The sequence below is a fragment of the Pseudomonas sp. TE21394 genome, from assembly GCF_054057835.1.
In genome coordinates, this window is record NZ_JBSRZR010000001.1 from 2321279 (window position 1) to 2335546 (window position 14268).

The 14268-nt window shown below is 64.4% G+C and carries 12 protein-coding genes; 11 read left to right on the forward strand and 1 reads right to left on the reverse strand.

What is annotated here, in order from left to right; translation table 11 throughout:
• Nucleotides 1-11: 11 nt before the first annotated feature.
• The gene (locus tag ACVWZT_RS10760) at nucleotides 12-1376 is read right to left on the reverse strand and encodes a formimidoylglutamate deiminase (protein WP_457469277.1); all 1365 of its coding nucleotides are present in this window, start codon (nucleotides 1374-1376) and stop codon (nucleotides 12-14) included.
• A 143-nt stretch (nucleotides 1377-1519) separates the two neighbouring features.
• On the opposite strand from ACVWZT_RS10760, the gene hutC reads away from it, so the two are divergent.
• The 11 genes from hutC (at nucleotide 1520) to hutG (ending at nucleotide 14234) form a co-directional block, all read left to right on the forward strand.
• Entirely contained in the window at nucleotides 1520-2230 is a 711-nt protein-coding gene (gene hutC / locus ACVWZT_RS10765) for a histidine utilization repressor (RefSeq protein ID WP_296232820.1), read from the forward strand.
• A complete protein-coding gene (locus ACVWZT_RS10770; RefSeq protein ID WP_457469278.1) occupies nucleotides 2227-2802 on the forward strand; it encodes a HutD/Ves family protein in 576 nt (191 codons plus the stop codon). The genes hutC and ACVWZT_RS10770 overlap by 4 nt, the downstream gene beginning before the upstream one ends.
• A 383-nt stretch (nucleotides 2803-3185) precedes the next feature.
• On the forward strand, nucleotides 3186-4865 hold the full coding sequence (gene hutU, locus ACVWZT_RS10775) for a urocanate hydratase (RefSeq protein ID WP_457469280.1): 1680 nt from the start codon (nucleotides 3186-3188) through the stop codon (nucleotides 4863-4865).
• 106 nt (nucleotides 4866-4971) lie between these two features.
• A complete protein-coding gene (locus ACVWZT_RS10780; protein ID WP_296232781.1) occupies nucleotides 4972-5940 on the forward strand; it encodes an ABC transporter substrate-binding protein in 969 nt (322 codons plus the stop codon).
• Between the two features lie 26 nt (nucleotides 5941-5966).
• Nucleotides 5967-6818 (forward strand): ABC transporter permease, encoded by an 852-nt coding sequence (locus ACVWZT_RS10785; RefSeq protein WP_296232782.1) that lies wholly within the window; start codon nucleotides 5967-5969, stop codon nucleotides 6816-6818.
• Entirely contained in the window at nucleotides 6815-7645 is an 831-nt protein-coding gene (locus tag ACVWZT_RS10790) for a quaternary amine ABC transporter ATP-binding protein (RefSeq protein WP_296232783.1), read from the forward strand. The genes ACVWZT_RS10785 and ACVWZT_RS10790 overlap by 4 nt, the downstream gene beginning before the upstream one ends.
• Nucleotides 7646-7653: 8 nt before the next feature.
• Complete coding sequence (locus tag ACVWZT_RS10795; protein ID WP_457469282.1) at nucleotides 7654-9177, forward strand: HAL/PAL/TAL family ammonia-lyase; 1524 nt, start codon at nucleotides 7654-7656, stop codon at nucleotides 9175-9177.
• A 21-nt stretch (nucleotides 9178-9198) separates the two neighbouring features.
• The gene (gene hutH / locus ACVWZT_RS10800) at nucleotides 9199-10731 is read left to right on the forward strand and encodes a histidine ammonia-lyase (RefSeq protein WP_296232786.1); all 1533 of its coding nucleotides are present in this window, start codon (nucleotides 9199-9201) and stop codon (nucleotides 10729-10731) included.
• A gap of 64 nt (nucleotides 10732-10795) precedes the next feature.
• Nucleotides 10796-12199 (forward strand): amino acid permease, encoded by a 1404-nt coding sequence (locus ACVWZT_RS10805; RefSeq protein WP_457469284.1) that lies wholly within the window; start codon nucleotides 10796-10798, stop codon nucleotides 12197-12199.
• A gap of 15 nt (nucleotides 12200-12214) precedes the next feature.
• The gene (gene hutI / locus ACVWZT_RS10810; protein WP_457469286.1) at nucleotides 12215-13420 is read left to right on the forward strand and encodes an imidazolonepropionase; all 1206 of its coding nucleotides are present in this window, start codon (nucleotides 12215-12217) and stop codon (nucleotides 13418-13420) included.
• Nucleotides 13421-13430: 10 nt separating this feature from the next.
• Nucleotides 13431-14234, forward strand: coding sequence for an N-formylglutamate deformylase (gene hutG / locus ACVWZT_RS10815; RefSeq protein ID WP_457469287.1), 804 nt, complete (start codon nucleotides 13431-13433; stop codon nucleotides 14232-14234).
• The last annotated feature ends 34 nt before the right edge of the window (nucleotides 14235-14268 follow it).

The window sequence follows — 14268 nt, forward strand, 5'->3', positions numbered from 1 at the left end:
CCAGTACATCTCTAGCCCAACAGCTGGCGCAACACCTCGGCAAATGCCTGCCCGCTGTCCTCTTCCTGCGCATGTCGCCCCTGGCGCACCACCCACTGCCCATTCACCATCACATCGCGCACCTGCCGATCACCGCCAGCAAACAGCCAGCGGTTGAGAATGGCATCACCCTCGGCCATGGCGATGTAAGGGTCCTGCCCATCGAGCACCAGCCAGTCGGCCCGCTTGCCCACCGCCAGCTTCCCGACCGCCTGCCCCAACGCTTGTGCGCCACCTGTCAGCGCCGCGTCATACAAGGTGCGCCCGACCATCGGCTGGTCGCCACGATGCAGGCGGTTACGCCGCTGGTCACGCAGCCGCTGGCCGTATTCCAGCCAGCGCAGCTCCTCCACCACGCTCAGCGATACATGGCTGTCCGAGCCGATGCCCAGGCGGCCGCCCTGTGCCAGGTAGTCCACCGCCGGGAAGATCCCGTCGCCCAGGTTGGCTTCGGTGGTCAGGCACAGTCCCGCCACCGCGCCGCTGCGGGCCATCGCGGTGACTTCGTCCGGCTCGGCGTGGGTGGCATGTACCAGGCACCAGCGCCGGTTCACGTCCACATGCTGGTACAGCCACTGCAACGGACGCTGGCCGCTCCAGGCCAGGCAGTCATCGACTTCCTTCTGCTGCTCGGCGATGTGGATATGTACCGGGCATTGCTGGTCGCTGGCTGCCAGGACCTCGGTAATCTGCCCAGGGGTCACCGCCCGTAGCGAATGGAAGCACAAACCCAGTTGCTGTGCCGGTTGGCCGGCCAGCAGAGGGGCCAGCTGCGCTTGCAACTGCAGGTACCTTTCGGTGGAGTTGATGAAACGCCGCTGCCCGTCATTCGGCGCCTGGCCGCCAAACCCGGCATGGCTATACAGCACCGGTAACAAGGTCAGGCCGATACCGCTGTCAGTGGCAGCCGCGCAGATGCGGCGGGACAGCTCGGCCGGGTCGGCATAGGCCTGGCCGGCCCGGTCGTGGTGCACGTAGTGGAACTCGGCTACGGAGGTGTAGCCAGCTTTGAGCATCTCGATGTACAGCTGGCGGGCGATGACCTGCAGTTGCTCCGGGCTGATCTGGCCGACCAGGCGGTACATCAGGTCACGCCAGGTCCAGAAGCTGTCGTTGGGGTTGCCGGCCACCTCCGCCAGGCCCGCCATGGCCCGCTGGAAGGCATGCGAGTGCAGGTTGGGCATGCCTGGCAGCACAGGGCCACCAAGGCGCTCTGCGCCTTCGCCACTGGCTTCGGCTTCGACTGCCGCCAGAGTGCCGTCGGCGGCTACCTCGAAACGGACATTGTGGGCCCAGCCGGTGGGCAGGAGGGCACGTTCGGCGTAATAGGCGGGCATTGCGCTATCCTGTTATTGTTCAACTTGTATATACATATACAGCCGTTTGCCTGCCGGGTAAACTCCGGCAAGCTACCATCAATCTATTCGCACAAGGATCAAACGCCGTGCCGACACCTTCTGTTTCCGCGCTGGTGGCCCAAATGGGCGAGGGCCCGGCGCCGCTGTACGCCCGGGTCAAGCAGATGATCGCCCAGCAGATCGAAAATGGCAGCTGGCCGCCGCACCACCGCGTGCCGTCCGAAAGCGAGCTGGTCAGCCAGCTGGGCTTCAGCCGCATGACCATCAACCGCGCGTTGCGCGAGCTGACCGCCGAAGGGCTGCTGGTGCGCATGCAGGGGGTCGGTACCTTCGTTGCCGAGCCCAAGACCCGTTCGGCGCTTTTCGAAGTCAACAATATCGCCGATGAAATCGCCGCCCGTGGCCACCAGCATCGCTGCCAGGTGATCACCCTGGCCGAGGAAACCGCTGGCTCCGAACGCGCCCTGGCCCTCGATATGCGCGAAGGCCAGCGGGTGTTCCATTCGTTGATCGTGCATTACGAAAACGGCGTCCCGGTGCAAATCGAAGACCGTTACGTCAATGCCCTGATCGCCCCGGACTACCTCAAGCAGGATTTCACCTTGCAGACGCCCTACGCCTACCTGTCCCAGGTAGCGCCGCTGACCGAGGGCGAGCACGTTGTCGAAGCCATCCTTGCCGAGCCTGAGGAATGCAAGCTGCTGCAGATCGAGCACGGTGAGCCATGCCTGTTGATCCGCCGCCGCACCTGGTCCGGTCGCCAGCCTGTCACCGCGGCGCGGCTGATCCACCCCGGTTCCCGTCATCGCCTGGAAGGACGTTTCAGCAAATGAGCCAAGTGCACTGGCTGCATGCCAAAGACTACCCGCGCATGCCGTGGAAGAACGGTGGTGGCTTCACCGAGGAAATCACCCGCGATGCCGGTGACGGGCTCGAGGGCTTCGGCTGGCGTCTGTCGATAGCCGATATCGAGGCCTCCGGTGGGTTCTCTACCTTTGCCGGTTATCAGCGCATCATCACCGTGCTGCAAGGGGATGGCATGCGCCTTACAGTGGATGGCCAGCCCAGCCGGCCGCTGGTGCCCTTCGATGCCTACGCGTTCAGCGGTGAAAGCCAGGTGAGCTGCGCGCTGCTGGGTGGGGCGATTCGCGACTTCAACCTGATCTACGCACCACTGCGTTACCGTGCTCGACTGCAGTGGTACCACGGCGGCAGTCGGTTGTTCAGTGCCGCCGGCACGGTGCTGGTGTTCAGTGGCCAGGCGCAATTGCAGGTGAGTATCGACGGCCAGTTGCAGCCGACGCTGCAGCTGTATGATTGCTTGCAACTGAGCGGTAACGACCGCCTGCTGGAAGTGGAAGTGCTCGGACGTTGTTGTGTTATCGAGCTGACTGCGCTTTCGTGATATCCGCCGGCCCTTCGCAACCCGGCGAAAGGGCCGCACATCGCCCACCAAGAGTTACCCGGTAACGCCCCGAAAAAGTCTGGTCTGTTACCGAACGCCCCAAGATGGCGCAATGCCCAGCGGGCCTCGTCCCCCTCGCCAATCTTCTCGCCAGTTTTTTTCAATTTCCTGCATCCCTTGAGCCATCGGGCCTGCAACGCCATAAGCGGCCCTCTGGAAGCGCCCGGAAAAGCAACTTGGCCGTCCGATTGCATATGCTTGTATGTACAAGTAAAGCCAAGTGAGCGCAAGTGGATAGGCCGTCCACTTCGCGCTGTACAAACCGCACCACTGGCCCGCCGATCGCGTCGGGTTTTGGATAGATCGCTCGAGGAGCACTTTTCGTGACTGACAACAAGCTGAACAAATTCCGTGACGTCGAGATCCGCGCCCCGCGTGGCAACAAGCTGACCGCCAAAAGCTGGCTGACCGAAGCGCCGCTGCGCATGCTGATGAACAACCTCGACCCGCAGGTTGCCGAAAACCCGAAAGAACTGGTGGTGTATGGCGGCATTGGCCGCGCCGCACGCAACTGGGCTTGCTACGACAAGATCGTCGAGAGCCTGACCCAGCTGAACGACGATGAAACCTTGCTGGTGCAGTCGGGCAAACCGGTCGGTGTGTTCAAGACCCACGCCAACGCCCCGCGCGTGCTGATCGCCAACTCCAACCTGGTACCGCACTGGGCCAACTGGGAGCACTTCAACGAACTGGATGCCAAGGGCCTGGCCATGTACGGTCAGATGACCGCCGGCAGCTGGATCTACATCGGCAGCCAGGGCATCGTCCAGGGCACCTATGAAACCTTCGTCGAGGCAGGCCGCCAGCACTACGGGGGCAGCCTCAAAGGCAAGTGGGTGCTGACCGCGGGCCTGGGCGGCATGGGCGGCGCCCAGCCCCTGGCGGCCACCCTGGCCGGCGCCTGCTCGCTGAACATCGAGTGCCAGCAGAGCCGAATCGATTTCCGCCTGCAGACCCGCTACGTGGACGAGCAGGCCCACGACCTCGACGACGCTCTGGCGCGCATCGCTCGGTACACCGCCGAAGGCAAGGCCATTTCCATCGCCCTGCATGGCAACGCCGCAGAAATCCTGCCCGAACTGGTCAGACGCGGCGTACGCCCGGACATGGTTACCGACCAGACCAGCGCCCACGACCCGCTCAACGGCTACCTGCCAGCGGGGTGGACCTGGGAGCAGTATCGCGACCGTGCGCAGACCGAGCCGGCTGCCGTGGTCAAGGCCGCCAAGCAGTCGATGGCCGTCCACGTGCAGGCCATGCTCGACTTCCAGAAGCAAGGCGTGCCGACCTTCGACTATGGCAACAACATCCGCCAGATGGCCAAGGAAGAGGGCGTCGCCAATGCCTTCGACTTCCCGGGGTTCGTCCCGGCGTACATCCGCCCACTGTTCTGCCGCGGTATTGGCCCGTTCCGCTGGGCCGCGCTGTCCGGCGATGCCGAGGACATCTACAAGACCGACGCCAAGGTCAAGGAACTGATCCCGGATGACGCCCACCTGCATCGCTGGCTGGACATGGCCCGCGAACGCATCAGCTTCCAGGGCCTGCCGGCCCGTATCTGCTGGGTTGGCCTGGGGCTGCGGGCCAAGCTGGGCCTGGCGTTCAACGAGATGGTGCGCAGTGGCGAGCTGTCGGCACCGATCGTGATCGGTCGCGACCACCTCGACTCGGGTTCGGTTTCCAGCCCCAACCGCGAGACCGAGGCCATGCAGGATGGTTCGGATGCCGTGTCCGACTGGCCGCTGCTCAATGCGCTGCTGAACACCGCCAGCGGTGCCACCTGGGTTTCGCTGCACCATGGTGGTGGCGTGGGCATGGGCTTCTCCCAGCACTCTGGCATGGTCATCGTATGTGACGGCACCGATGCGGCGGCCGAGCGTATCGCCCGCGTGCTGACCAACGACCCGGCCACCGGGGTGATGCGTCACGCCGACGCGGGTTACCAGATCGCGATCGATTGCGCCAAAGAGCAGGGTCTGAACCTGCCGATGATCACTGGCTGATCGTCCACGGGGTGCTGCGGGCCGAGCCACGCAGCACCTTCATGGAGCCAGCTTTTTTCTTGCAAGGACTGCCGAATTCCACTTTCAAGTTTGGGAGCGTCACGCAATGAAAACCAACAAGACCTTGCTTGCTTCGCTGTTTGCCCTTGGCCTGCTCGGTGCTGCCGGTAGCAGCCAGGCCGCTGGCTGGTGCGAGTCTGGCAAGCCGGTGAAGTTCGCCGGATTGAACTGGGAAAGCGGCATGCTGCTGACCGACGTGATGCAATTCGTGCTGAAGAACGGCTATGGCTGCTCGACCGACAGCCTGCCCGGTAACTCCATCACCATGGAGAACGCGCTGGGCACCAATGACATCCAGGTGTTCGCCGAAGAGTGGGTTGGCCGCAGCGAGGTCTGGAACAAGGCCGAAGCCGCCGGCAAGGTGGTCGGTGTCGGCGCTCCGGTCGTAGGCGCGGAGGAGGGCTGGTACGTGCCGCGCTACGTGATCGAGGGCGACGCCAAGCGCAACCTCGAAGCCAAGGCGCCGGACCTCAAGCGCGTGGCTGACCTGGCCAGGTATTCCAGCGTGTTCAAGGACCAGGAAGAGCCCAGCAAAGGTCGCTTCTACAACTGTCCGGCTGGTTGGACCTGCGAGCTGGACAACACCAGGATGCTCAAGGAGTACGGCCTGGAGAGCAGCTACACCAACTTCCGCCCCGGCACCGGCCCTGCGCTGGATGCCGCCGTGCTGTCAAGCTACAAGCGCGGCGAGCCGATCCTGTTCTACTACTGGACACCCACCCCGCTGATGGGCCAGGTCGACCTGGTCAAGCTGCAGGAAAAGGATGGCGTGGACAAGACCGTGTCGATCAAGGTCGGCCTTTCCAAAACCTTCCACGACGAGGCGCCGGAGCTGGTCGAGGTACTGCAGAAGGTCAACCTGCCCATCGACCTGCTGAACCAGAACCTGGCACGCATGACCAAGGATCGGATCGAGTCGCCTGTGCTGGCCAAGGCGTTCCTCAAGGAACATCCTGAAGTCTGGCAGGCCTGGGTCAGCGAAGCGGCTGCCAAGAAGATCAACGCGGCGCTCTGAGCGTCCTCAGCTGATGAGTGGAACCTATGTTTCCTGACAACCTGACATTCTCCATCGCCGACTGGGTCAACGGCTGGGTCGACGCCCTGGTGACCAACTATGGGGATGTGTTCCGGCACATCTCCGATACCCTGCTGTGGGCGATCGTCAGCCTCGAAGGCATGCTGCGGGCGACACCCTGGTGGCTGATGCTCGGCGTGGTGGCTGTCATCGCCTGGCACGCCACCCGGCGTGTCGTGCCGACCCTGGTGATCACCGGCCTGCTGTTCCTGGTGGGGGCCGTCGGCCTGTGGGACAAACTGATGCAGACGTTGGCGCTGATGTTGGTGGCCACGCTGATCTCGGTCCTGGTGGGCATCCCCCTGGGCATCCTGTCGGCGCGCAGCAACCGCCTGCGCGCGGTGCTGATGCCGCTGCTGGACATCATGCAGACCATGCCCAGCTTCGTGTACCTGATCCCGGTGCTGATGCTGTTCGGCCTGGGCAAGGTGCCGGCGATCTTCGCCACGGTGATCTACGCGGCGCCACCGCTGATCCGCCTGACCGACCTGGGTATTCGCCAGGTCGACGGCGAAGTCATGGAAGCGATCAACGCCTTCGGCGCCAACCGTTGGCAGCAACTGTTCGGCGTGCAGCTGCCGCTGGCGCTGCCGAGCATCATGGCCGGTATCAACCAGACCACCATGATGGCCCTGTCGATGGTGGTGATCGCCTCGATGATCGGTGCCCGTGGCCTGGGCGAGGACGTGCTGGTCGGTATCCAGACCCTCAACGTCGGTCGTGGCCTGGAAGCGGGCCTGGCCATCGTGATTCTCGCGGTGGTGATCGATCGCATTACCCAGGCCTATGGCCGGCCACGCCATGAGGTGAGCAAATGAGCATGCAGCCGATCAGCAAGATCGAAGTGAAAAACGTCTTCAAGATCTTCGGCGATCGTGCCGACGAGGCCCTGCAGTTGATCCGCAACAACCACGGCAAGGACCAGGTGCTGGCGCAGACCGGTTGCGTGGTTGGCGTCAACGACCTGTCGTTGTCCATCGGCAGTGGCGAGATCTTCGTGATCATGGGCCTGTCCGGCTCGGGCAAGTCGACGCTGGTACGCCATTTCAACCGCCTGATCGATCCCACCAGCGGGCAGATCCTGGTCGATGGCGAGGACATCCTGCAGTACGACATGGACGCACTGCGCGAATTTCGTCGGCGCAAGATCAGCATGGTGTTCCAGAGCTTCGGCCTGCTGCCGCACCGCAATGTGCTGGACAACGTCGCCTATGGCCTGAAGGTGCGCGGCGAGAACAAGCAGCTGTGTGCCGAACGCGCCCAGCAGTGGATCGAGACCGTCGGCCTGAAGGGCTACGAGAAGAAATACCCGCACCAGCTGTCCGGCGGCATGCGCCAACGCGTCGGCCTGGCACGGGCGCTGGCGGCGGATACCGACATCATCCTCATGGATGAGGCATTCAGTGCCCTCGACCCGCTGATCCGCGCAGAAATGCAGGACCAGCTGCTGGAGCTGCAGAAGACCCTGCACAAGACCATCGTGTTCATCACCCATGACCTGGACGAGGCCGTGCGCATCGGCAACCGCATCGCCATTCTCAAGGATGGCCGCCTGATCCAGGTCGGCACGCCGCACCAGATCCTCCACGACCCGGCCGATGAATATGTCGACCGGTTTGTCCAGCGCCGCGCGGTCGCGGTATGAGAGGCAGCATGTTGCAGGTCGATACGGTCACTCTCAGTGGCGCAGCACTGCGCTGGCAGGACATCGCCGCGGTCGCCCGCCAAGGGGCGCGCCTAGAGCTGGCCCCGCAGGTCTGGGCGCGCATCGACAATGCCCAGGCGATTGTCCGCCATATCGTCGCCAGCGGTGAGCGCGCCTATGGCGTGAACACCGGGCTGGGCGCGTTGTGCAATGTTTCGCTGCAGGGCGAGCAGCTCAGCCAGCTGTCGCGCAACACTTTGCTCAGCCACGCCTGTGGTGTCGGCCCGGCGCTGGCCGATGAACAGACACGGGCGATCATCTGCGCGGCCGTCTGCAACTACAGCCATGGCAAGTCCGGTATCCAGCGCAGCGTGGTCGAGGCATTGCTGGCATTGCTCAACCACGGCATCACCCCGCAGGTGCCGTCCCAGGGTTCGGTTGGCTATCTGACCCACATGGCCCATGTTGGCGTGTGCCTGCTGGGTATCGGCAAGGTCAGCTACCGCGGGCAGCTTGTCGATGCCGCCGAGGCCCTGGCCGATGAAGGCCTGGCACCGGTACAGCTGGGCGCCAAGGACGGCCTGTGTCTGGTCAATGGCACGCCGTGCATGACCGGGCTGGCCTGCCTGGCCCTGGACGATGCCAGCCGGCTGCTGCAATGGGCCGACGTGATCGGCGCCATGAGCTTTGAAGCGCTGCGCGGCCAGATCGCCGCCTTCGACCCCGAGATCATTGCCCTCAAGCCCCACCCGGGCATGCAGGTGGTGGGCGCGAACCTGCGAGCGCTGCTGGCCGACAGCGAAGTGATCGCTGCCAGCAAAGGCATCCGTACCCAGGATGCCCTGAGCATCCGCTCGATCCCGCAGGTGCACGGCGCCGCCCGCGACCAGCTGGTGCATGTGGTGCAGCAGATCGAGGCCGAACTCAACGGCGCCAACGACAACCCGCTGCTGCTGGGCACGCCGGACGACTTCCGGGTGGTCTCCCAGGCCAATCCGCACGGCCAGTCGGTGGCCCTGGCGGCCGACCTGCTGGCGATTGCCATGGCCGAGATCGGTGCGATCGCCGAGCGTCGCCTGGACCGCCTGGTCAACCCGCTGGTCAGCGGCCTGCCGGCGTTTCTGGTCAGCAACCCGGGGGTCAACTCAGGGATGATGATCGCCCAGTATGTGGCCGCCGCGCTGTGCGCGCAGAACCGTCAACTGGCGCAACCGGCAGTGCTCGACAACTACGTCACTTCCGGGCTGCAGGAAGACCATCTGAGCCTGGGTACCAATGCAGCGCTCAAGCTGCACCAGGTGCTGGAGAACTGTTTCCAGATCCTGGCCATCGAGTACCTGCTGGCCGCCCAGGCCTTCGAATTCTTCAATGGCCAGCGCTTCGGCGTGGGTACCCATGCCGCCTGGCGCCTGCTGCGTGAGCAGGTGCCGGCGTACGTGGAAGACCGCTGGCTGGCGCCGGACATCGCCCGCGCCGCGGCCCTGTTGAAATCCTCGCTCGCGCCGCAGCCTGTGCTGCCGGCCGCGCACTGAACAATAGAAAGGAGACTTTACATGGAAGCCCTGAACCTCATTCCTGGCCAGCTGACCCTGGCCCAGCTGCGCGGTATCCACCAGGCGCCAGTGCACCTGAGCCTGGATGCCAGCGCCGCGCCTGCCATCGACGCCAGTGTTGCCTGCGTCGAGCAGATCATTGCCGAAGACCGCACCGCCTATGGCATCAACACCGGTTTCGGCCTGCTGGCCTCGACCCGCATCGCCAGCCACGACCTGGAAAACCTGCAGCGCTCGCTGGTGCTGTCTCACGCCGCCGGTGTCGGCGCGCCGCTGGACGATGACCTGGTCCGGTTGATCATGGTACTGAAGATCAACAGCCTCAGCCGCGGCTTCTCCGGCATCCGCCGCAAGGTCATCGACGCGCTGATCGCCCTGGTCAACGCCGAAGTCTACCCGCACATTCCACTCAAGGGTTCGGTGGGCGCCTCCGGCGACCTCGCCCCGCTGGCGCACATGTCGCTGGTACTGCTCGGCGAAGGCAAGGCCCGCCACCAGGGCCAGTGGCTGCCGGCCACCGAAGCCCTGGCGGTTGCCGGCCTCGAGCCGCTGACCCTGGCCGCCAAGGAGGGTCTGGCCCTGCTCAACGGTACCCAGGCTTCCACCGCCTATGCCCTGCGTGGCCTGTTCCAGGCCGAAGACCTGTATGCAGCGGCCATCGCCTGCGGCAGCCTGAGCGTCGAAGCGGCACTGGGTTCGCGCTCGCCGTTCGATGCGCGTATCCACGAAGTGCGTGGCCAGCGTGGCCAGATCGATACCGCTGCCTGCTTCCGTGACCTGCTGGGCGACTCCAGCGAAGTCTCGCTGTCGCACAAGAACTGCGACAAGGTTCAGGACCCGTACTCGCTGCGCTGCCAGCCGCAGGTCATGGGCGCCTGCCTGACCCAGTTGCGCCAGGCCGCCGAAGTACTGGGCATCGAGGCCAACGCGGTGTCGGACAACCCACTGGTGTTCGCCGCCGAGGGCGACGTCATTTCCGGCGGTAACTTCCACGCCGAGCCGGTGGCCATGGCCGCCGACAACATCGCCCTGGCCATCGCCGAAATCGGCTCGCTCAGCGAGCGCCGCATCTCGCTGATGATGGACAAGCACATGTCCCAGCTGCCGCCGTTCCTGGTGGAAAACGGCGGGGTCAACTCCGGCTTCATGATCGCCCAGGTCACCGCTGCCGCCCTGGCCAGCGAGAACAAGGCCTTGTCGCACCCACACAGTGTCGACAGCCTGCCGACTTCGGCCAACCAGGAAGACCACGTATCGATGGCCCCCGCCGCCGGCAAACGTCTCTGGGAAATGGCCGAGAACACCCGCGGCGTGCTGGCCATCGAATGGCTGGGTGCCTGCCAGGGCCTTGACCTGCGCAAGGGCCTGAAGACCTCGGCCAAGCTGGAGCAGGCGCGCCAGGCGCTGCGCAGCGAGGTGCCACACTACGACCGCGACCGTTTCTTTGCGCCCGATATCGAAAAGGCCGTGGAACTGTTGGCCAAGGGCTGCCTGACCGGACTGCTGCCGACGGGGGTGCTGCCAAGCCTGTAATACCCTGGGGCCGCACAGCGGCCCCGTCGACCTCACGACCACAAAAACAACTCAAGGACGTGACATGCAACAAGCTCAAGGTCTCAAGCGCGGCCTGTCAGCCCGCCATATCCGTTTCATGGCCCTCGGTTCCGCCATCGGCACCGGCCTGTTCTACGGCTCTGCCTCGGCCATCCAGATGGCCGGCCCGGCCGTGTTGCTGGCTTACCTGATCGGTGGCGGCGCCGTGTTCATGGTCATGCGCGCGCTCGGTGAAATGGCCGTGCACAACCCGGTTGCCGGCTCGTTCGGCCACTACGCCAGCACCTACCTGGGCCCCATGGCGGGCTTCATCCTTGGCTGGACCTACGCCTTCGAGATGATCATCGTCGCCATTGCCGACGTCACCGCATTCGGTATCTACATGGGCTTCTGGTTCCCGGAAGTGGCACGCTGGGTCTGGGTGCTGGGCATCGTTTTCCTGATCGGCGGCCTCAATTTGTGCAACGTCAGGGTATTTGGCGAAATGGAATTCTGGCTGTCGCTGCTCAAGGTCGGTGCCATCGTGGCGATGATCCTGGCCGGCCTCGGCATCATGGCCTTCGGCTTCAGCCAGGCAGGCAGCCCGCAGGCCGGGGGCATCGGCAACCTGTTCGAGCATGGCGGCTTCATGCCCAATGGCGTGGGGGGGCTGATCGCCTCCTTTGCGGTGGTGATGTTTGCCTTCGGCGGCATCGAGATCATCGGCGTCACCGCCGGTGAGGCCAAGGACCCGCAACGCGTGATCCCCAAGGCGATCAACGCCGTGCCGTTGCGCATCCTGCTGTTCTATGTGCTCACCCTGCTGGTGCTGATGTGCCTGTACCCATGGCCGCAAATCGGCAGTCAGGGCAGCCCGTTCGTGCAAATCTTCAGCAACCTGGGCATTGGTTCTGCCGCCGCGGTGCTGAACATCGTGGTGATTTCCGCCGCGATCTCTGCCATCAACAGCGACATCTTCGGCGCAGGCCGCATGATGTATGGCCTGGCCCAGCAAGGCCACGCCCCGCGCGGCTTCGGCAAGCTGTCGAAACATGGTGTGCCGTGGATGACGGTATTGGTGATGGGCGCTGCACTGCTGATCGGCGTGCTGCTCAACTATCTGATCCCGGAAAACGTGTTCCTGCTGATCGCCTCGATTGCGACTTTCGCCACTGTATGGGTGTGGCTGATGATCCTGCTTACCCAAGTGGCCATGCGCCGCGGCATGAGCCGCGACCACGTGGCCCGACTGCAATTCCCGGTACCGTTCTGGCCTTACGGCCCGGCCATGGCCATTGCGTTCATGGTATTCATCTTTGGTGTGCTCGGTTACTTCCCCGATACACAGGCAGCGTTGCTCGTCGGCGTGCTGTGGGTGGTATTCCTGGTGGCGTCCTACCTGCTGTGGTGCAAACCGCGCGCGGGGCAGGGCCAGCCGGCTGCGGAACCGGCCGAGCTGCACCGCTAGCAAAGGAGATTGTGCATGACAACCCTATGGCAGAACTGCCATGTGGCAACCATGGCCGAGGGCCGTTACTCGGCCATCGAGAACGCGGCCATCGTCACCCGTGACGGGCTGATCGAATGGCTCGGCCCGTGCGCCGAGCTGGCGACGGTCGAGGCTGAACGCACGGTGGACCTGGGTGGTGCCTGGGTCACCCCGGGGCTGATCGACTGCCATACCCACGCGGTATTTGGCGGCAACCGTAGCGGCGAGTTCGAGCAGCGCCTGCAGGGCGTGAGCTATGCCGAAATCGCCGCTCAGGGTGGTGGTATTGCCAGCACCGTGCGGGCGACCCGCGCGGCCAGCGAAGACGAACTGTTTTTCAGTGCTCGCCAACGGGTCCAGGCGCTGATGCGCGATGGCGTCACCACTATCGAGATCAAGTCCGGCTACGGCCTGGACCTGGCCAACGAACGCAAGATGCTGCGCGTTGCCCGGCGCCTGGCTGACGAGCTGCCGCTGGCCGTGCGTAGCACCTGCCTGGCGGCGCATGCATTGCCGCCGGAATACGCCGGTCGGGCCGATGACTACATTGCCCACATCTGCGACGAAATGCTGCCGGCCCTCGCCGCTGAAGGTTTGGTCGATGCGGTAGACGCTTTCTGTGAACACCTGGCGTTCTCCCCGGCCCAGGTCGAGCGGCTGTTCATCAAGGCGCAGGAGCTGGGCCTGCCGGTCAAGCTGCACGCCGAGCAGTTGTCGTCGTTGCATGGTTCCAGCCTGGCGGCGCGCTACCAGGCGCTGTCGGCCGACCACCTGGAGTTCATGACCGAGGAAGATGCCATTGCCATGGCCAAGGCCGGCACGGTCGCTGTGTTGCTGCCAGGGGCCTTCTATTTCCTGCGCGAAACCCAGTTGCCGCCGATGGACGCGCTGCGCCGCCACGGGGTCAGGATTGCGCTTGCCAGCGACCTCAATCCGGGGACTTCGCCGGGGCTGTCGTTGCGCCTGATGCTGAACATGGGCTGCACCTGTTTCCGCATGACCCCGGAGGAAGCCCTGGCCGGCGTCACCCTGCACGCCGCCACGGCGCTGGGCCTGGGCGACAGCCACGGCTCGCTGGAAGTGGGCAAGGTGGCCGACTTCGTCGCCTGGCAGATCGAACGCCCTGCCGACCTGGCCTACTGGCTGGGCGGTGACCTACCCAAGCGCGTGGTGCGCATGGGCCTCGAAATTACCCACTGAGAGGGGCACGATGGACAAGGTACTGAGTTTCCACCAGGGCCGGCTGCCGCTGCTGGTCAGCATGCCGCATGCCGGCCTGAAACTGTCGCCGGTGGTACGAGATGGCCTGGTCGAACAGGCACGCAGCCTGCCGGACACCGACTGGCATATTCCACGGCTGTATGACTTTGCCCGTGAGATGGGCGCCAGTGTGGTGGCAGCGGAGTATTCGCGCTTCGTCATCGATCTGAACCGCCCGGATGACGACAAGCCGCTGTACGCCGGTGCTACCACCGGCCTGTACCCGGACACGCTGTTCGCAGGCGAACCGTTGTTCAAGGACTGTATGGCGCCGACTGACCAGCAGCGCAAGGGATACCTGGAGCAGATCTGGCGGCCTTACCACGACACCATTCGCAACGAACTGGCCCGGCTGCGTGAGCAGTTCGGCTACGCACTGCTGTGGGACGCCCATTCTATCCGCTCGCGGATCCCGCACCTGTTCGAAGGCAAGCTACCGGACTTCAACCTGGGTACCTTCAACGGCACCAGTTGCGACCCGGCCTTGGCCGAGCGGCTGGTAGGTGTATGTGGGCAAGCGCGAGGCTACAGCCATGTGCTCAACGGACGCTTCAAGGGCGGCCATATCACCCGCCATTACGGTGACCCGGCCAGGCACATTCATGCGGTACAACTGGAGCTGGCGCAAAGCACCTACATGGAGGAAGTCGAGCCATTCGTCTACCGTGACGACCTGGCGCGGCCGACCCAACAGGTGTTGAAGCAGCTTCTGCAGACGCTGCTGGAATGGGGGGCGGCGCGATACCGGCAATAAGGTTCGAGCATGCAAGGGGCGACGCGATGCAGGC